The sequence below is a fragment of the Streptomyces sp. NPDC036822 genome, from assembly GCF_055609145.1.
Map to the genome: position 1 here is coordinate 117,178 of NZ_JBVJPY010000001.1, position 18,831 is coordinate 136,008.

16 protein-coding genes are annotated in these 18,831 nt (G+C 71.7%); 5 read left to right on the top strand and 11 right to left on the bottom strand.

The genetic code is table 11. The features are described 5' to 3' along the window. The first annotated feature begins 2 nt into the window (after positions 1 to 2). Genes tal through pgl form a run of 4 tightly spaced genes read left to right on the top strand, consistent with a single transcriptional unit; the run spans position 3 to position 4,459 of the window. Positions 3 to 1,121 carry a transaldolase gene (gene tal / locus ACZ68P_RS00605; RefSeq protein ID WP_471000462.1) on the top strand — a complete coding sequence of 373 codons (1,119 nt, stop codon included), beginning with the start codon at positions 3 to 5 and terminating at the stop codon, positions 1,119 to 1,121. A 4-nt stretch (positions 1,122 to 1,125) separates the two neighbouring features. Continuing rightward, entirely contained in the window at positions 1,126 to 2,658 is a 1,533-nt protein-coding gene (gene zwf / locus ACZ68P_RS00610; protein WP_471000466.1) for a glucose-6-phosphate dehydrogenase, read from the top strand. After that, on the top strand, positions 2,655 to 3,680 hold the full coding sequence (gene opcA, locus ACZ68P_RS00615; protein ID WP_471000468.1) for a glucose-6-phosphate dehydrogenase assembly protein OpcA: 1,026 nt from the start codon (positions 2,655 to 2,657) through the stop codon (positions 3,678 to 3,680). Before zwf ends, opcA begins: the two co-directional genes overlap by 4 nt. Then, positions 3,677 to 4,459 carry a 6-phosphogluconolactonase gene (pgl, locus tag ACZ68P_RS00620; protein WP_471000471.1) on the top strand — a complete coding sequence of 261 codons (783 nt, stop codon included), beginning with the start codon at positions 3,677 to 3,679 and terminating at the stop codon, positions 4,457 to 4,459. Before opcA ends, pgl begins: the two co-directional genes overlap by 4 nt. A gap of 46 nt (positions 4,460 to 4,505) precedes the next feature. Here pgl and ACZ68P_RS00625 read toward each other — a convergent pair whose 3' ends face one another. The 5 genes from ACZ68P_RS00625 to ACZ68P_RS00645 all read right to left on the bottom strand — a co-directional run bounded on the left by ACZ68P_RS00625 (position 4,506) and on the right by ACZ68P_RS00645 (position 10,594). After that, positions 4,506 to 6,038 carry a PH domain-containing protein gene (locus ACZ68P_RS00625; protein WP_471000474.1) on the bottom strand — a complete coding sequence of 511 codons (1,533 nt, stop codon included), beginning with the start codon at positions 6,036 to 6,038 and terminating at the stop codon, positions 4,506 to 4,508. Then, entirely contained in the window at positions 6,035 to 6,547 is a 513-nt protein-coding gene (locus ACZ68P_RS00630) for a PH domain-containing protein (protein ID WP_471000477.1), read from the bottom strand. The genes ACZ68P_RS00625 and ACZ68P_RS00630 overlap by 4 nt, the downstream gene beginning before the upstream one ends. A 4-nt stretch (positions 6,548 to 6,551) precedes the next feature. Next, on the bottom strand, positions 6,552 to 8,216 hold the full coding sequence (gene pgi / locus ACZ68P_RS00635; RefSeq protein ID WP_471000480.1) for a glucose-6-phosphate isomerase: 1,665 nt from the start codon (positions 8,214 to 8,216) through the stop codon (positions 6,552 to 6,554). A 143-nt stretch (positions 8,217 to 8,359) separates the two neighbouring features. Further along, complete coding sequence (locus ACZ68P_RS00640) at positions 8,360 to 9,124, bottom strand: sugar isomerase domain-containing protein (RefSeq protein ID WP_471000483.1); 765 nt, start codon at positions 9,122 to 9,124, stop codon at positions 8,360 to 8,362. 507 nt (positions 9,125 to 9,631) lie between these two features. Then, positions 9,632 to 10,594 carry an N-acetylglucosamine kinase gene (locus tag ACZ68P_RS00645; protein WP_471000486.1) on the bottom strand — a complete coding sequence of 321 codons (963 nt, stop codon included), beginning with the start codon at positions 10,592 to 10,594 and terminating at the stop codon, positions 9,632 to 9,634. 72 nt (positions 10,595 to 10,666) lie between these two features. Between ACZ68P_RS00645 and ACZ68P_RS00650 the strand changes: the two genes are divergently transcribed. Next, a complete protein-coding gene (locus ACZ68P_RS00650; protein ID WP_471000489.1) occupies positions 10,667 to 11,515 on the top strand; it encodes a MurR/RpiR family transcriptional regulator in 849 nt (282 codons plus the stop codon). Positions 11,516 to 11,623: 108 nt separating this feature from the next. Here the strand turns inward: ACZ68P_RS00650 and ACZ68P_RS00655 are convergent, their stop codons facing one another. The 6 genes from ACZ68P_RS00655 to ACZ68P_RS00680 form a co-directional block, all read right to left on the bottom strand. Continuing rightward, entirely contained in the window at positions 11,624 to 11,959 is a 336-nt protein-coding gene (locus ACZ68P_RS00655; RefSeq protein ID WP_003976875.1) for an RNA polymerase-binding protein RbpA, read from the bottom strand. A gap of 110 nt (positions 11,960 to 12,069) precedes the next feature. Next, entirely contained in the window at positions 12,070 to 12,300 is a 231-nt protein-coding gene (gene secG, locus ACZ68P_RS00660) for a preprotein translocase subunit SecG (RefSeq protein ID WP_365715253.1), read from the bottom strand. A gap of 120 nt (positions 12,301 to 12,420) precedes the next feature. Continuing rightward, positions 12,421 to 13,197, bottom strand: a complete 777-nt coding sequence (tpiA, locus tag ACZ68P_RS00665; protein WP_471000492.1) for a triose-phosphate isomerase — start codon at positions 13,195 to 13,197, stop codon at positions 12,421 to 12,423. A gap of 6 nt (positions 13,198 to 13,203) precedes the next feature. Continuing rightward, complete coding sequence (locus ACZ68P_RS00670) at positions 13,204 to 14,415, bottom strand: phosphoglycerate kinase (RefSeq protein ID WP_471000495.1); 1,212 nt, start codon at positions 14,413 to 14,415, stop codon at positions 13,204 to 13,206. Between the two features lie 114 nt (positions 14,416 to 14,529). After that, a complete protein-coding gene (gene gap / locus ACZ68P_RS00675) occupies positions 14,530 to 15,540 on the bottom strand; it encodes a type I glyceraldehyde-3-phosphate dehydrogenase (protein ID WP_471000498.1) in 1,011 nt (336 codons plus the stop codon). Positions 15,541 to 15,764: 224 nt separating this feature from the next. After that, positions 15,765 to 18,719 (bottom strand): M14 family metallopeptidase, encoded by a 2,955-nt coding sequence (locus ACZ68P_RS00680; protein ID WP_471000501.1) that lies wholly within the window; start codon positions 18,717 to 18,719, stop codon positions 15,765 to 15,767. Between the last annotated feature and the right edge of the window lie 112 nt (positions 18,720 to 18,831).

Sequence of the window (18,831 nt, forward strand, 5' to 3'; positions counted from 1 at the left end):
TCATGACAGACGCTCTCAAGCGCCTCTCCGACGAAGGCGTCGCGATCTGGCTGGACGACCTCTCGCGTCAGCGGATCACGTCCGGCAACCTGGCCGAGCTGATCGACCAGAGCCACGTGGTCGGTGTCACCACCAACCCGTCGATCTTCCAGAAGGCCATCTCGGAAGGTCACGGCTACGACCAGCAGCTGACCGACCTCGCCGCCCGCCGGGTGACCGTCGAAGAGGCCATCCGCATGATCACCACGGCGGACGTCCGCGACGCCGCCGACATCCTGCGCCCGGTCTTCGACGCCACCGACGGCCAGGACGGCCGGGTCTCCATCGAGGTCGACCCGCGCCTGGCGCACAACACCCTGGCCACCGTCGCCGAGGCCAAGCAGCTCGCCTGGCTGGTCGACCGCCCCAACACGCTCATCAAGATCCCGGCCACCGAGGCGGGTCTGCCGGCGATCACCGAGGTCATCGGCCTCGGGATCAGCGTGAACGTGACGCTGATCTTCTCGCTGGAGCGCTACCGCAAGGTCATGGACGCCTACCTGGCCGGTCTGGAGAAGGCCAAGGACCGCGGCCTGGACCTGTCCAAGATCCACTCGGTGGCGTCCTTCTTCGTCTCCCGGGTGGACTCGGAGATCGACAAGCGCCTGGACTCGATCGGCACCGACGAGGCCAAGGCCCTCAAGGGCAAGGCGGCCCTCGCCAACGCCCGTCTCGCCTACCAGGCGTACGAAGAGGTCTTCTCATCTGAGCGCTGGGCGGCGCTGGACAAGGCGCAGGGCAACAAGCAGCGTCCGCTGTGGGCCTCGACCGGCGTGAAGGACCCGGCGTACAAGGACACCCTGTACGTGGTGGACCTGGTCGCCCCCGGCACCGTCAACACCATGCCCGAGGCGACCCTGGAGGCCACCGCCGACCACGGCGAGGTCAGCGGGGACACCGTGCGCGGCACCTACACCCAGGCCCGCGCCGAACTCGACGCCGTGGCCGAGCTCGGCATCTCGTACGACGACGTCGTCCAGCTGCTCGAGGACGAGGGCGTCGAGAAGTTCGAGGCGTCCTGGAACGACCTGCTCAAGTCGACCGAGGCGGAGCTTGAGCGCCTCGCACCTTCGGAGGCGTAACACCTTGAGCGCTGTCCACGGAGCCAACCCGCTCCGTGACGCCGCAGACCGACGGCTCCCGCGCATCGCGGGGCCGTCGGGTCTGGTGATCTTCGGCGTCACGGGCGATTTGTCCCGGAAAAAGCTGATGCCCGCCGTCTACGACCTGGCCAACCGCGGCCTGCTGCCGCCGGGCTTCTCGCTCATCGGCTTCGCCCGCCGGGAGTGGCAGGACGAGGACTTCGCCCAGGAGGTCCACGACGCCGTCGAGCAGCACGCCCGCACGCCGTTCCGCGAGGAGGTGTGGCAGCAGCTGATCCAGGGGATGCGCTTCGTCCAGGGCGACTTCGACGACGACGACGCCTTCGACCAGCTCAAGAGCACCATCGAGGAGCTGGACAAGGCGCAGGGCACCGGCGGCAACTTCGCCTTCTACCTGTCCGTGCCGCCGAAGTTCTTCCCCAAGGTCGTCCAGCAGCTGAAGAAGCACGGCCTGGCCGACCAGAAGAACGGCTCCTGGCGCCGTGCGGTCATCGAGAAGCCCTTCGGCCACGACCTCGCCTCCGCCAAGGAGCTCAACGAGGTCGTCCACGAGGTCTTCCCGCCCAACGAGGTCTTCCGGATCGACCACTACCTGGGCAAGGAGACCGTCCAGAACATCCTGGCGCTCCGGTTCGCCAACACCCTCTTCGAGCCGATCTGGAACCGGTCCTACGTCGACCACGTGCAGATCACCATGGCCGAGGACATCGGCATCGGCGGCCGCGCCGGCTACTACGACGGCATCGGCGCCGCCCGGGACGTCATCCAGAACCACCTCCTCCAGCTGCTCGCGCTGACCGCGATGGAGGAGCCCGCCTCCTTCGACGCGGACGCGCTCGCGGCCGAGAAGACCAAGGTCCTCGGCGCGGTGAAGCTGCCGAAGGACCTGGGCGCCTCGACCGTGCGCGGCCAGTACGCCGCCGGATGGCAGGGCGGCGCGAAGGCCGTCGGCTATCTGGAGGAGGAGGGGATCGACCCCAAGTCCAAGACCGACACCTTCGCGGCCATCAAGCTGGAGATCGACAACCGCCGCTGGGCGGGTGTCCCCTTCTACCTGCGGACGGGCAAGCGGCTCGGCCGCCGCGTCACCGAGATCGCGGTCGTCTTCCAGCGCGCCCCGCACTCCCCGTTCGACTCCACCGCGACGGAGGAGCTGGGCCAGAACGCCCTGGTCATCCGGGTGCAGCCGGACGAGGGCGTGACCATGCGGTTCGGCTCCAAGGTGCCGGGCACCTCGATGGAGGTCCGTGACGTGTCGATGGACTTCGCCTACGGCGAGTCCTTCACGGAGTCCAGCCCCGAGGCGTACGAGCGGCTCCTCCTCGACGTGCTCCTCGGCGACTCCAACCTCTTCCCGCGGGTCGAGGAGGTCGAGCTGTCCTGGAAGATCCTCGACCCGATCGAGCAGTACTGGGACAAGCACGGCAAGCCCGCGCAGTACCAGTCCGGCACCTGGGGTCCGGTCGAGGCGGACGAGATGCTCGCACGAGACGGACGGAGTTGGCGCAGGCCATGAAGACCGACCTGACGGACACCACGTCCAGCAAGATCAACAAGGCGCTGGTGCTCGGACGGCGGGCCATCGGCACGCCGGCCGTCGGCATGGTGCTCACCCTCGTCATCGTGACCGACGAGGAGAACGCCTACGACGCCCTGAAGGCCGCCAACGACGCGTCCCGCGAGCACCCCTCGCGGACGCTGGTGGTCATCAAGCGGGTCTCGCGCTCGCCGCGGGACCGCGCGAAGGCCCGGCTCGACGCCGAGGTCCGCCTCGGCGCCGACGCCAGCACGGGCGAGACGGTCGTCCTGCGGCTGTACGGCGACGTCGTCGACCACGCCCAGTCGGTGGTCCTTCCGCTGCTGCTGCCCGACGCGCCCGTCGTCGTCTGGTGGCCGGTCAACGCCCCGGCCGACCCGGCGAACGACCCGCTGGGCGCGCTCGCCCAGCGGCGGGTGACCGACACCTACGCGTGCGAGCAGCCGATCCACGAGCTGACCGGCCGCGCGGAGCGGTACACCCCGGGCGACACCGACCTCTCCTGGACCCGGATCACCCCGTGGCGTTCGATGCTGGCCGCCGCGCTCGACCAGGTCGTGTGCGAGGTCACCTCGGCCGAGGTGGAGGGCGAGGAGTTCAACCCGAGCGTCGAACTGCTCGCCATGTGGCTGGCGGACCGGCTGAAGGTGCCGGTACGGCGGTCCACGTCGTCCGGCCCCGGTCTCACCTCCGTACGGATGGAGTCCACCGGCGGGCCGATCGTGCTCGACCGGCCGGACGGCTCCCTGGCGACGCTCCACATCGAGGGGCAGCCCGACCGTGCCGTGGCGCTGAAGCGCCGTGAGACGGCGGAGCTGATCGCGGAGGAGCTGCGGCGGCTCGACCCGGACGACACCTACGCCTCGGCGCTGCGCTACGGCGTGCACCGGCTGGAGGAGAACGCCGCGCTGACGGCTCCCGATCCGGTCGACCAGGCCCCGGCCGCCGACCCCGCTCCCTCGTCGGCGAAGAAGCCGGCGAGGAAGGCGGCGGCCAAGTGAGCGCCCCACAGCTCGTCGTCCATCGCGACAAGGAGCTGATGGCCCAGGCGGCCGCGGCCCGGCTGATCACGCGGATCGTGGACGCCCAGGCCGCCCGCGGCACGGCGTCGGTGGTCCTCACCGGGGGCCGCAACGGCAACGGGCTCCTCGCGGCGCTCGGTTCGGCGCCGGCCCGGGACGCGGTCGACTGGTCGCGGCTCGACCTGTGGTGGGGTGACGAGCGGTTCCTGCCCGAGGGCGACCCGGAGCGCAACGTCACCCAGGCCCGTGCGGCACTGCTCGACAGCGTGCCGCTGGACCCGGCCCGGGTGCACGCCATGCCGGCGTCGGACGGCCCGCACGGCGACGACGTGGAGGCGGCCGCGGCGGCCTACGCGGCCGAACTGGCCGCCGCCGCCGGCCCGGAGGGCCACGGCGCCGTCCCGTCGTTCGACGTGCTGATGCTGGGCGTCGGACCCGACACCCATGTGGCCTCGCTCTTCCCGGAGCTTCCGGCGGTGCGCGAGACCGAGCGGACGGTGGTGGGTGTGCACGGCGCGCCCAAGCCGCCGCCCACCCGGATCTCGCTGACGCTCCCGGCGATCCGGGCGGCGCGCGAGGTCTGGCTGCTCGCGGCGGGTGAGGACAAGGCGAAGGCCGCGGCGATCGCGCTGTCGGGCGCGGGCGAGATCCAGGCACCGGCGGCCGGCGCGTACGGCCGCTCCCGGACGCTGTGGCTGCTCGACGCCGCGGCGGCCTCGGAACTGCCGCGCGACCTCTACCCGTCGGCGTCCGCCTGACGGACGGCCCGGCGGACAGCCTGACCGACGGTCATGGAGGCCCGGTTCACCCGTGGGTGGTGGACCGGGCCTTCGGCGTCGGTACGGGCTCCAGGAAGGGAGCGAGGAGACCGGGCACCGCCGTGGCGGCGAAGGCGAGGCCCTCGCTCTCGTCGGCGTCGAGGACGGCGTACGCGCCCTGCCCCGCCGCGGTGGTCGCGGTCAGCGTGAGGACTCCCGCCCGGCGCTGGAAGACGGACTGCTTGACGGTCCATCCGATCACCCCGCTCCGCTGGAGCGCGACGGTGGCCCGCCGTACCGTGCCGGACCGGGTCACGAGATAGCCGTCCGTGACGCCGTGCCCGAGGCCGCGGTAGGCGTCGAGGGCGAGGAGGACGCCGAGCGGGACCAGGACGAGGGCGCAGCCGGCCGCGACGTAGAACAGGACGGGGGTCAGGACAGCTCCCAGCCCCGCCAGGACGGCCACCGGCGCGCCGGTGGCCCACAGGGCCCAGCGCAGCCGCCGGGTGCGGGCGGCGCGGGGGTGGGCGGCGAGCGGGGCCCCGGTGGGCGCCTCGGTCTCGCGCAGCACCTGGGCCGCGACGCGGTCCGCGACGGCGCGCGGCGCGGGAGGCAGCAGGGCCCTGTGGTCCCCGTGCCTGTCCTCGTCGTCGTGGGTCAGTCCGGTGGCGACGGCGTCGACGCGGGCGGCGCGGCAGAGCCGTACGCCGAGCGGCTCGACGAGTTCGACACCGCGCAGCCGCCGTTCCTCGATCGAGACCGAGCGGGCGGTGAACAGTCCCCGGCGCACCCGCAGGGTGCCGCCGGGTTCGCGCTCCAGCCGGTAGTTCCACCACATCTCGACCCAGAGGCCGAGCGCGCCGACGATCCCGGCGAGGACGGCGAGCAGCACCAGGACGACGATCGCCCAGACGAGGGGGGTGTCCTGGAAGCGGTCGCCGACCCAGTCGATGACCTCACCCTGGGCTCCGAACGACTGGCTGACCTGCATCACGGCTCCGGCGGCGGCGCCGCCGAGGAGCGGGACGACGAAGGAGACGGGGGCGTAGCGGATCCAGCGTGGGTCGAGGGCGGCGAGCGCGCCGTCGTGCCGGGTGTCGAGCGCGGCCGGGGCCCGGCGGTCGAGGAGTTCACGGCGGAGCCGCTCCCCCTCCGCCCGGCCGACGGGGTCGAGTTCGAGGGTGGACTCACCGCCGCCGCTGTTCTCGCCGGTGCCGATGCGGACCTTCACGAGGCCGAGGACGCGCTGCAGCGGGTGGGCGGTGAGGTCGACGCTGCGGATGCGCTCACGGGCGAGGGAGCGCCGTTTGACCAGCAGGAGTCCGGTGTGGAGTTCGGCGCGCTCGGCGCCGATGCGGTAGCGGGTGCGGCGCCAGCGGACGTAGTCGGCGGCGGAGCCTCCGGTGACGAGCAGGGCCGCCCCGGCGAGGACCCAGCCGACGGCCTGCCACAGCGGCATGGAACCGGCCAGGCCGAGGACGGTGGGGAGCCCGGCGCCGCCGGCGACTCCCGCGAGGACGGCGGCGGTGACCAGGACCGTACGGCGGTCCAGGCGTCGCCAGTCCTCGGCGGGCGTCATGTCGCGTCCCCGGGCGTGGCCTGGGTGATGCGGGTCAGCTTCTCGGCGAGGCCGGCGGCGAGTTCGTGGTCGAGGCCCTCGATCCTGAGGGCGCCTTTGGAGGACGCGGTCGTCACGGTCACGGTGGCGAGCCCGAAGGCCTGTTCCAGGGGCCCGCGGACGGTGTCGACGGTCTGGATCCGGGACATCGGGGCGATCCGCCACTCCTGCCAGAACGCCCCGGTGCGGACGTAGACGGCGTCGCCGGTGACCTCCCAGCGGTGCACCGTGAACCACCAGGCGGGGAGGAACGCGGTGCAGGCCAGGCCCAGGACCGCCAGGATCCCGGCGGCGAGCAGCAGCCAGGACCGGGCGGGCGTGACCAGGGCGCCGAGCACGCCGAGGACGAGCACCGGGACGGCGGTCGTCACCAGCCACTGGGTCCGCCACCAGGTGACGGCCCGTCGGTCCAGCGTGTTGTTCGGCGGCCGCAGCCGCACCCCGGCCCCCACCGCGTCCTCCCCCCTCATCGGATCAGCCGCGTCCGCGCAGGGAACGGTAGGCGGCGACGAGTCCGGCGGTGGAGCCGTCGAGCCGCTCGCCGCCCTCGCCCCGGGTCAGGACCGGCTCGATCTTCTTGGCGAGGACCTTGCCGAGCTCGACGCCCCACTGGTCGAAGGAGTCGATGTTCCAGACGGCGCCCTGGACGAACACCTTGTGTTCGTACAGGGCGATCAGCTGGCCGAGGACGGAGGGCGTGAGCTCGGTGGCCAGGATGGTGGTGGTGGGGTGGTTGCCCCGGAAGGTCTTGTGCGGGACCAGTTCCTCCGCCACGCCCTCGGCCCGTACCTCCTCGGGGGTCTTGCCGAAGGCCAGCGCCTGCGTCTGGGCGAAGAAGTTGGCCATGAGCAGGTCGTGCTGGGCGACCAGGCCCGGCAGCAGGTCGGCGACCGGCTCGGCGAAGCCGATGAAGTCGGCCGGGATGACCTTGGTGCCCTGGTGGATCAACTGGTAATAGGCGTGCTGTCCGTTGGTGCCGGGGGTGCCCCAGACCACGGGTCCGGTCTGCCAGTCGACGGGGACGCCGTCCCGGTCGACGGACTTGCCGTTGGACTCCATGTCGAGCTGCTGGAGGTACGCGGTGAACTTCGACAGGTAGTGCGAGTACGGCAGCACGGCGTGCGACTGGGCGTCGAAGAACGCGCCGTACCAGACCCCGAGCAGGCCGAGCAGCAGCGGCGCGTTCTCCTCGGCGGGGGCGGTGCGGAAGTGCTCGTCGACGAGGTGGAAGCCGTCGAGCATCTCGCGGAAGCGGTCCGGGCCGATGGCGATCATCAGGGAGAGGCCGATGGCCGAGTCGTAGGAGTAGCGGCCGCCGACCCAGTCCCAGAACTCGAACATGTTGGCCGTGTCGATGCCGAACTCCTCGACCTTCTCGGCGTTGGTCGACAGCGCCACGAAGTGCCGGGCGACGGCTTCCTGGCCGGCCCCCAGCTCGGCGAGGAGCCAGTTCCGGGCCGAGGTGGCGTTGGTGATCGTCTCGATGGTGGTGAAGGTCTTCGAGGCGACGATGAAGAGCGTCTCGGCCGGGTCGAGGTCGTGGACGGCCTCGTGGAGGTCGGCGCCGTCGACGTTGGAGACGAAACGGACCGTCAGGTCCCGTCGCGTGTAGGAGCGCAGGACCTCGTAGGCCATGGCGGGACCGAGATCGGATCCGCCGATGCCGATGTTCACGATGTTCTTGACGGGCTTGCCGGTGTGGCCGGTCCACTCCCCCACGCGGACCTTGTCGGCGAAGGCGCCCATCTTGTCGAGGACGGCGTGGACGGCGGGCACGACGTTCTCGCCGTCGACCTCGACGACCGCGTCGCGCGGGGCGCGCAGCGCGGTGTGCAGCACCGCCCGGTCCTCGGTGGTGTTGATCCGCTCGCCGCGGAACATGGCGTCGCGCAGCTCGGCGACCCCGGTGGCGACGGCCAGCTCGCGCAGCAGCGCCAGCGTCTCGTCGGTCACGAGGTGCTTGGAGTAGTCCAGGTACAGGTCGCCGACCCGCAGGGTGTATCCGGTGCCCCGGTCGGGGTCGGCCGCGAACAGGTCACGCAGATGGGTCTCGCCCCACTGCTCACGGTGCTTGCCGAGGGCGGCCCACTCCGGCGTCTGGTTGAGCCTCACGCGGCCTTCGGTCTTCATCTCGGACATCGCCCACTTCTTCTCTCACTGCCTGCTTGCCCCGCTGCCGTCCCAACCTAATTGATCGCCGGTGCCGACGACGCGACGGCGCCGTGAACGGGTGCCGTCGTCGGGGTGCGGAGCGGCGGTGGCGGGGGGGCGGTGACCGGGCGTCAGTGGCCGCCGCGGTGGAGGCGGCCCGCGTAGTGGGCCTCCAGGGCCGCGTTGCGCTCGTGGCCGCCCGGCAGGTTGGCGGAGACGTACACCGGCGGCCGGTGGCCCTCGGCGAGGAGCAGGGCGACCGCCTCGGCGACGACCATCTGCACGAGGAGGGAGGAGGTCAGGGTGGAGATGCCGCAGAGCGCTCCGCCGTCGGGAAGCGGCAGCAGGGCGTCGCCGGTGGGCGCGCAGTTGTCGAGCACGGCGTCGGCGAGGTCGGCGAGCCGCCGGCCGCTGGGGTGGAGGGCGGGGACGGCGTGGGTGTGTTCCAGGGAGGTGAGGGCGACCAGCCCGTGCCCTGCTCCGGTGACCTTCAGGGCCAGGTCGACGACGGAGTTGTTGACCCCGGAGTTGGAGATGATGACGAACAGGTCCTGGGGCCGGGGCGTTGCCAGGGCGTAGAGACGCTCGGCGAGACCCGGGGAGCGCTCCAGGAGCGGGTCGGCGAGCACGGCCGGGTCCTCGCCGCCGCGCAGGACGAGGTCGGCGAGGGAGAGCCGGCTGGTGGGGACGAGCCCGCCGGCGCGCCCGGCGATCTCCAGCGCGGCGGCCTGGGAGTGCCCGGTGCCGAAGGCGTGGATCACTCCGTCGGCGGCGACACAGTCGGCGAAGAGCCGGGCGGCCGCGGGAACGGAGTCCTTGCCGGCGGCGACGGCCCGTTCGACGGCGGCCCGCGCGTGATCGGCGAACAGGTCGGCGCCGAGGGGGTGTCGGGGCATGAGCGAACCTCCACTGGTTCGATGAACCGATCTAGGGAGAGCAATCTGAATCAATGAACCAGCGGCGGCGGAGGTGCGTCAAGGGGGCGTGCCTCGCGGGAACCGGAGCGCCGGGACGACGCCCGTCCGGCATGGGAGCGGCGCCTGCCCGGCCACCCGTGCCCGGACCGCCGGAGCCGAGGTCCGCCCGGATGGCGGGCTGACGCGACTGCGCCGGTGGGCCGTCCGGGACGGAGCGGCCCGCAGGGGCCGAGACGGCCGCGCGGACCGCCGGAGCCGACTGCAGCGGCGCACGCCGCGACTCGACCCTACGCGGACCACCTGGCCGTGTCGGGCACGGGAGGCACCGGCGTCTCCGCGTCGATGAACCCGTCCCGGGACGGCAGCGGCCCCACCCGTGCACGGACGCCGGAGCCGACGCCGACGGCAGCCGCGCCGGGCAGCCCGTCGCCGGAGGGCGGTCGCGCGAGACCCGCTCGGCCGCGCGCGGGAACGCCAGGTACCCCGTCAGTACGGAAGGCGCGCCAGCGCCACCGCGCCGGTGAGGCCGTCCGGGGACGGGAGGGGGGTGAGGCCCAGCGCGGTCGTGTGGGCGGCGAGTCGGGGCAGCAGAGGGCCGTCGGGGCCGAGGAGACCGCCCGTGACGACCAGCGGCTCGCCCGGGCGGGGCGCCAACGCCGCGACGGTGGCGGCCAGTTCCTCGGCCGCCCGGTCCAGCAGTTCGCGGGCCACCGCGTCCCCGGCGCGTTCGGCGTCGACCACGAGAGGGCTCAGCGCCGCGAGGCGGACCGGATGCCCCCCGTAGCCGTATCCGACGATGTCCTCCTTGCTCAGGCCGCCGCACAGTTCCCCGACCGGTCCGGCGAGCGCCGTGGCCGGGCCGCGGCCGTCGAGGAAGCGCAGGACGGCCCGCAGGGCCTCCCGCCCCAGCCAGAAGCCGCTTCCCCCGTCACCGAGCAGCCAGCCGTCGCCGTCCACGGCCAGGACCGCCCTGCGGCGCTCCACCCGCGCGGCTGCCGCGCCCGTCCCGGCGATCAGGACGAGCCCGTCGGTGGGCGTGCCGGGTCCCGAGGCGAAGGCGATGTCCGCGTCGCCGTAGACCTCGACGCGCCCCGGGGCGATCCCGGTCGCGCCCAGCGCCTCGGCCAGCGCCGTGCGGGCGTTCTCGTGGCCGCCGCCCGGCCCGCCGCCCGCGAAGCCGGCCACGACGGCCTGGACCGCGCCCCGCAGCCCACGCGGTACGGCCCCTCCGAGGGCCGCCGCCAGGTTCCGCACCAGGGCGTCGCGCGGGACGCTCAGCGCGTTGCCCGGACCGCTCGCCCCCTCCCCCAGCGTCTCGCCGGTCGCCGCGTCGGCGAGCCGTGCCCTGGTCCGCGTACCGCCGGCGTCGAGGCCGACGACCACGGCCCGGCCCGCCACCCCGTCGGCCGCCCGGCCCGCCATCCCCGCCTGAATCCCGGATTCGTTCATCAGCCCGCATGGTGGTTGATAGATTCACGCCTCGACAAGACCCCCGACACACCCGGACAGGAGCCAGGCGCCGTGATCACCGCGCTCATCCGTTCCGAACTCCCCCGTATGTCCGGTTCCCTGCGCAAGGTCGGCCTCTGGGTGCTCGAGGACCCGCGGCGGGTGGCGGGCGTCTCCGCGGCCGAGCTGGGCCGGCGCACCGGCACGTCCCAGGCCACGGTGACCCGCTTCTGCCGGGCCGTCGGCCTCGACTCGTACCAGGGACTGCTGCTCGCCCTGGCCCAGGAACAGGGCGAGGAGGACCGCCGCGAGGAGGCGCGCCCCCTCGGTCCGGACATCGGGCCCGACGACCCGCTCGACCAGGTCGTCGCGGCCGTCGCCCGCGCCGATCTCCAGGCCCTGCGCCGGACCGCCGAGCGGCTGGACCTGGACGCCCTCGACCGCGCGGCCCGCACCCTCGCCACGGCGCGCCGGGTCGACGTCTACGGCGTGGGCGCCTCCGGGGTCGTCGCCCTGGAGACCGAGGCGCGGCTCTTCGGCATCGGCTGCGACGCGCGCGGCTGGACGGAGGTGCACGCGGCGGAGACCTCGGCCGCGCTCCTGACACCCGCGGACGCGGTCGTGGCGCTCTCGCACTCCGGCGCCACCCGCGAGGTGCTCGCCCCGCTGCGGCTGGCGGCGGAGCGGGGCGCCTCGACGATCGCGGTGACTGGCGATCCGCGCTCCCCCGTCGCCCGGGCCGCCGGGATTCATCTGACCTCGACGTCGGCGGAGACGGGCTTCCGGCGCGGCGGATTCGGGACGCGGCACTCGGTGCTGCTGATCCTCGACTGCCTCTACGCGCGCGTGGCGCAGCTGACCTACCAGCGGTCGACGGCGTCGATGGCGCTCACCGCGCACATCGCCGACAAGCACCGCTGACGAGCACCGCCGGCCGGCACGGCCGAGCGGGCGGAGACCGTGCGAACGGGCCCTGCCCGCGAACCGAGTTCGCGGGCAGGGCCCGTTCGTCACACCTTCACACCGGACTCAGATCTCGCCGCGCAGTTTGGCGAGCGCCTCGGCGAGGATCGCCTCACCGTCGGCGTCGCTGCGCCGCTCGCGTACGTACGCGAGATGCGTCTTGTACGGCTCGGTGCGCGGCGGGTCCGGCGGGTTGTCCCGGTCCTGTCCGGCCGGGAAACCGCAGCGCGGGCAGTCCCACGTCTCCGGAACCTGCGCGTCACTGGCGAAGCTCGGCTGCGTCTCGTGCCCGTTCGAGCACCAGAAGGAGATGCGGAGGCGCGGCGCCGACTCGCCCCGCTCGGCCTCCCCCATCGGCCCCGCTCCGACCCGGCTTCCCCGGATCGCGTTGCCACTTGCCACGGTCGTAACTCCCTGCGTGATGGTGCTCGAAGATGCCCCAGTCTACGTAAGGCCCAACGCGCGTCCAGTGATTGGAGTTACACAGAACTCCGCAACGCCGGCACGAGCGCTCAGCCGTTCACCTTCATCAGAAGTGCAAGTACGATAATGCACGCGAACCACAGCAGACCGACCACGACGGTGATCCGGTCCAGGTTGCGCTCGGCGACGGAGGAGCCGCCGACGGAGGACTGCATACCTCCACCGAACATGTCGGAGAGGCCGCCGCCCTTCCCCTTGTGCATCAGCACGAGCAGCATCAGCAGCGCGCTGAAGACGATCAGGGCGATCGAGAACCCCATAACCACGGCTGGACCCTACTTCCTGGCAATTCTCGGAAAAGTACGAACGACGGGGGCCGACAGGCTCACACAGCCTGGTCGGCCCCCGCAAGGGTACGACGGATCGTCGCTACCGCATACTCACTGGTCGCGGAAGCGGACGATCCTCACGAACTCGTCCGCGTCCAGCGCCGCGCCGCCCACCAGGGCGCCGTCGACGTCCGGCTGCGCCATGATCGCGGCGACGTTCCCGGCCTTCACCGAGCCGCCGTACTGGATGCGGACCTTGTCGGCGAGCTCCTGCGAGTACAGCTCCGCGAGACGCCCGCGGATCGCGCCGCAGACCTCCTGCGCGTCCTCGGGGGTGGCCACCTCGCCGGTGCCGATGGCCCACACCGGCTCGTAGGCGATGACGACGGACTCGGCCTGCTCGGCCGGGACGTCCTTCAGGCCGCCGTCGAGCTGCTTCAGGGTGTACGGGACCTGCTCGCCGGCCTTGCGGACGTCCAGGCCCTCGCCGACGCACAGGATCGGGGTCAGACCGTGCTGGTACGCGGCCTTCACCTTGGCGTTGCAGACCTCGTCGGACTCGGCGTGGTACTGCCGGCGCTCGGAGTGGCCCACGGCGACGTAGGCGCACTTCAGCTTGGACAGCATCGCGCCCGAGATCTCACCGGTGTAGGCGCCGGACTCGTGCGCCGAGAGGTCCTGGGCGCCGTACTTGATCTTGAGCTTGTCGCCGTCGATCAGGGTCTGGACGGACCGCAGGTCGGTGAAGGGCACCAGGACCGCGACCTCGACGGCGTCGTAGTCCTTGTCGGTGAGGGCGAAGGCGAGCTTCTGGACGTGTGCGATGGCCTCGAGGTGGTTGAGGTTCATCTTCCAGTTGCCCGCCATCAGCGGGGTACGCGAACTCACTTTTACTCAGTCCTCCAGAGCGGCGAGGCCGGGGAGCGTCTTGCCCTCGAGGTACTCGAGGCTGGCGCCACCACCGGTGGAAATGTGGCCGAAGGCGTTCTCGTCGAAGCCCAGGGTCCGGACGGCGGCGGCGCTGTCGCCACCGCCCACGACGGTGTACGCGCTGCTGTCGACCAGCGCCTGCGCGACGGCGGCCGTGCCGCCGGCGTAGTCGGGGTGTTCGAAGACGCCCAGCGGACCGTTCCAGAAGACGGTCTCCGCGTCGGCGATCTTCGAGGCGTACAGCTCCCGCGTCTTCGGGCCGATGTCGAGGCCCTCCTTGTCGGCGGGGATCTTGTCCGCGTCGACGGTGACGAAGTCCGTGCGCACCTTGGCCTTCAGGTCAGGGAACTCGCCGGAGGCCAGGATGTCGACGGGGAGCACGAGCTCGACGCCGTTCTTCTCGGCGCGCTCCATGTACTCCTTGACGACGTCCACCTGGTCCTTCTGGAGCAGGGAGATGCCGACCTCGTGGCCCTTGGCGTAGAGGAAGGTGTACGCCATGCCGCCGCCGATCAGCAGGCGGTCGGCCTTGCCGAGCAGCTGATCGATCACGGCCAGCTTGTCGGAGACCTTCGCGCCGCCCAGGACGACGACGTACGGGCGCTTGACGTCGGTGGTCAGCTTCTTCAGGACGCCGACCTCGGTGGCGATGAGGTAGCCGGCGGCGTGCGGAAGGCGGGCCGGGAGGTCGAAGACCGAGGCGTGCTTGCGGTGCACGGCGCCGAAGCCGTCGCCGACGTAGAGGTCGGCGAGGGCGGCGAGCTTGTCCGCGAACGCGCCGCGCTCGGCGTCGTCCTTCGACGTCTCGCCGGCGTTGAACCGGAGGTTCTCGATCACGGCCACGTGGCCGTCGGCGAGGCCCGCGACGGTGGAGGTGGCGGAGTCGCCGACCGTGTCGGTCGCGAAGGCCACGGGGGTGCCGAGCAGTTCGCCGAGGCGAGCGGCGGCCGGGGCGAGGGAGAACGCCGGGTCCGGGGCACCCTTGGGGCGGCCGAGGTGCGAGGCGACCACGACACGGGCACCGGCGCCGGCGAGGGCCTTGACCGTGGGAAGGACGGCGCGGATCCGGCCGTCGTCGGTGATGTTCGTGCCGTCCAGTGGCACGTTGAGGTCGGCGCGGACGAATACCCGCTTGCCGGCGACGCCTTCGGCGAGAAGCTCGTCGATCGTCTTCATCTTGTCCTGACTCCTTGGAACGCGGTGGAGCACACGAGACAGGGCTCGTACAGCGCGACGTTACGCTGTCCGAGCCCTGCGCTCACATCAAGGGGTGCCTGCCCTGAGGCTTGCTTAGAGCTGACCGCCGACGAAGACGGTGAGGTCGACGAGACGGTTGGAGTAACCCCACTCGTTGTCGTACCAGCCGAGGATCTTCACCGTGTTCCCCTCCTGGACCATGGTCAGGGAGGAGTCGAAGGTGCAGGAGGCCGGGTCGCTGACGATGTCCGAGGACACGATCGGGTCCTCGGTGTAGTACAGGATGCCCTTGAGGTCGCCGTCCTCGGACGCCTTCTTGAAGGCGGCGTTGACCTCGTCCTTGGTGACCTCGCGCTGGAGGGTCACGACGAGGTCGGTGGCCGAGCCGGTCGGGACCGGGACGCGCATGGCGATGCCGTCCAGCTTGCCCTTGAGCTGCGGGAGGACCAGGGCGGTGGCCTTCGCGGCACCGGTGGTGGTGGGGATGATGTTCTCCGCGGCGGCGCGGGCGCGACGCAGGTCGGAGTGCGGGAAGTCCAGGATGCGCTGGTCGTTGGTGTACGCGTGGACCGTCGTCATCAGACCCTTGACGATGCCGAAGTTCTCGTCGAGGACCTTGGCCATCGGCGCCACACAGTTGGTGGTGCAGGAGGCGTTGGAGATGACGTGGTGGTTGGCCGCGTCGTACTTGTCCTGGTTGACGCCCATCACGATGGTGATGTCCTCGTCCTTGGCCGGAGCCGAGATGAGGACCTTCTTGGCGCCACCGGCGATGTGCTTCTCGGCGTCGGCCTTCTTGGTGAAGATGCCGGTCGACTCGATGACGATGTCGACGCCCAGCTCACCCCAGGGGATGTCGGCCGGGTTGCGCTCCGAGAGCACCTTGATGGTGTGGCCGTCGACGGTGATGGTGTCGGCGGTGTGGGTGACCTCGGCCTTGAGGCGTCCCAGGATCGTGTCGTACTTCAGCAGGTGAGCAGTGGTCGCGGTGTCACCCAGGTCGTTGACAGCCACGATCTCGATGTCGGCACCCTGCTCAAGGAGCGCGCGGAAGTAGTTGCGACCGATGCGGCCAAAGCCGTTGATGCCTACGCGGATCGTCACGAACCGATCTCCTCGTTAGGTACGCCGGGTTTCGACGCCGGCGAGATTCTTTTAGGGATGTCCCCGACCGCTTACGACCCTACCTCTCCCGTCGGCTCAGAGTGACATCGTGTGCGGTCGTAACCCCCTGGGAATGCACCGTGGCCCGTAACTACCGGCGGGTTCGAGCCACGATGCGCCTTTCATCCCGATCACTGACTGTGATCAAAGGGGCGGGTGGTCGCTCAGCCGTGCACCGCGCGGAGCGCCTTCCTGATCAGTGCCCCACGCTCCTCCGCGCGGGTGACGTGTTCCAGGCCGAATCCGAGCAGGACGGTGTCACGTGTGGTGACCGCCGCCTGTGAGTGGAAGAGCCCCGTGGAACGGGTCCAGTCGGTTCCGTTCCCGGGGCTGCCGGCCGGCGGCCCCGGTACGGACCAGGCGCCGAGCGCGGTCTCGAAGCCCTCGGCGTCGCCCGCGGTACCGCCGACGACGAGCCTGGTGTCGTCGACGAAGGCGCCCGTCTCCCCGGTGCCGGGGTCCGAGATGTACGAGATCGACAGCTCGACCCGCTTGCCGGCGTAGGCACTGAGGTCGATCGACGCCTGACGCCAGCCGTGGGACGGGCCGGTGAAGGCGTTCCAGGAACCGGTGGTGCCGGTGGTGGCGCAGCCGTCCTCGCCGACGGTCAGATAGCGGGAGAGGAAGGGGTGGCCCTGGACGTAGTAGCCCTCGCCGCAGTCGGCCGGGGCGGCGGTGGAGGTTCCGCCGTTGGCGTCCGGCAGTGTCGTCCAGTCGTCGAGACCGGCGGTGTGGGCCTCGACCACGAGGTTGTCGTAGCCGGGCTCGGTGTCGTAGCTGAGCTGGAAGGACAGGCTCGGCTTCGCGTCGGCCCCGACGCCGGTGAGGTCGACGGTGCGGGTGAGGCGGCTCCAGGTGTCGTCGGCATGGCGCACGGCGGCGAAGTACGAGCCCTCGTACGGCTCGAAGGGGGTGCGGACCCCCGGGTAGTCGCCGGCCGAGGCGCTGCTGCCGAAGGCGGGGAACTGCCGCGGGGGCAGGGTGTCCGAGGTGACGGTGTACGCGCCGGCGTTGTCCAGCGGGTTGCCGTCGGCCGCGCCGAGGGTGGCCGAGGCGCCGGCGAATCCGCCCGCTCCGGCGAAGCCGGGCGGGTTCTTCAGGCCGGCCCGGTGGTAGGCACCGAGGTAGTACTGGGCGAAGTCGTTGGAGTCGGCGCGGCCGATGTCGACCAGGCCGCCGGACTTCTCGCCGGCGTTGACGAGCTTGCCGCCCTCGTTGAGGTAGTCGCGGACGGCCAGCATGACCGGCCCGGAGGGCTGCTCGGCGCCGGTGTACCAGACGACGGTACGGAAGTGGCTCAGGATGCCGAGGGGGTCCGGGACGCCCTGGGTGGCGACGTCCCAGACGGCGGCCTTGCGGCCGCTGTCGGCGAGCGCCTTCACATAGGCCGCGGTGTGGCGGGCGGCGGTCGTGCCGCCCTCCTCGGCGAGGACGAGGACGTCGCCGCGCGGCCGCTCGGCCACGGTGTACGTGAACGGCGTGGAGGCCGTCGCCCGGCCCTCGCGGGTGCGGGCGGTGAACCAGACCTCGACGGTGTCGCCCGGTCCGGCGTCCTCCACCTCGGCCCGGTACTGGTCGAAGTAGAGGTTGTCCTCGCCGCCGTACGTCTCGCCGCCCTTCCACGCCTCCAGCCGCTCGCTGTGCGTCCGGCCGCCGTTGACGCGGTACCTCAGCTCCTTCGCGCGCAGGGACTTCCGCGCGGTGACGGACACCTCCTGGTCGCCGCCGCGGGCGTAGGAGGTGGCGAAGGCGTGCGGGGTGAAGTCGGGGGCGTCGACCCCGGTGACGGAGACGGGCCGGTCCGGCCGGGCCGCGCTCTCCGCGACGGCGAGGGCGAAGGGGACGTTCTTCGCGAACTCCGCCTGGATCAGCTTCTCGTCGTCGGGGAAGGTGAAGACGGAGGCGCAGTCGGCGGCCTCCCAGGCGTCGGTGGGATCGACGCGCGAGGCGGTGGCGCAGGTCGACATCTCCGGGGTGAACATCTGCATCCCGTTGACGTTGGCGGCGTGTCCGTCGGCCTCGCCGTTGGTGGTGTAGAGCTCGGAGGAGACCTGCGGGCGGTAGCCGGGGACGGCCGGCTTCTCCGGGGTGCCGGCGAGTGCCTCGAGCGCCACGTCGTCGGGGGTGTCGGTGGCGACCTGCCAGCCCACGCCGTAGAGCAGCAGCTGGGCGGCGGAGTGGTAGTTGATGCCGTACTGGAAGCCGATGCGCCGCTGGAAGGCGTCGAGCGCCCTGGTCTCCGGCTCGGACATGGGGCGGGTCCCGCGGAACGTCTCGTCGGCCGGGTCGGGTGACGATCCCTCGTTGTCGTAGCCCCACTTGTAGGCGAAGTTGCGGTTGAGGTCGACGCCGTCGCCCGGCCCGATCCTCCCGTCGCCGTCGTTGTCGCGGAGGTTCTTGCGCCACTGACGGTTCTCGGGGTCGGCGTGGGTGTGGTCGTAGCCGTCCGGGTTGGCGGAGAGCACGAACCACAGCTCGGTGGTGTCCACGACCTTGGTGAGCCGGGGGTCCTTGCCGTAGCCGTCGAGGTAGTGGTGCATCAGCCGCCGGGTCATCTCGGTGGTGATCCACTCACGGGCGTGCTGGTTGGAGACGTAGAGCGTGGCGGGCCTGGAGCCGTCCCGGGACTTCGCCGCGCCCTTGCTGATCTTGAGGGCGAGGATGTCCTGTCCCCTGACGGTCCTCCCGAGGGAGACCACCTTGGTCAGCCCGGGATGGGCCCGGGCGGTGGCGAGGATCTCCTGCTTCAGTCCGCCGGCTCCGCCGTAGGGGCGGAAGACGCCGTCCCCCGCTCCGGCGACGCGCCGGGCGGCCCGGTCGGAGAGGGTGTGCTCGGCGAGTTCGACCCCCTTGCCGCGCAGCCGGTCCGCCTGCTTCCCGGTGAGGTGGAGTTCGAGGGTGGCGGAGCCCTTCTCGGGCACCTGCTCGGTGAGTTCGTGCGCGTCGGTACCGGCGTCGAGGAGCAGCGGCACCTGTTCCCGGCTGACCTGCGCCCGCCATACGGAGAGGGCGTCGCCGCCGTCGGTGTCCTGTGGTTGCGCTCCGGCGACGGGTGCCGTCGCCAGGCCGGCGATCAGCAGTGAAGCCGCGGCGAGGATCGATCTCGCTCTGCGTCTCATGAGCCCCCCTTGCTGTTGTCTGCCACGAAGGTGAACAGACGACAGGCTCATGAGAGTCCTTGATCATGTCAAGAATGCCTCCGGTGCGCCGACGCAAACTGCCGGTGCCTCA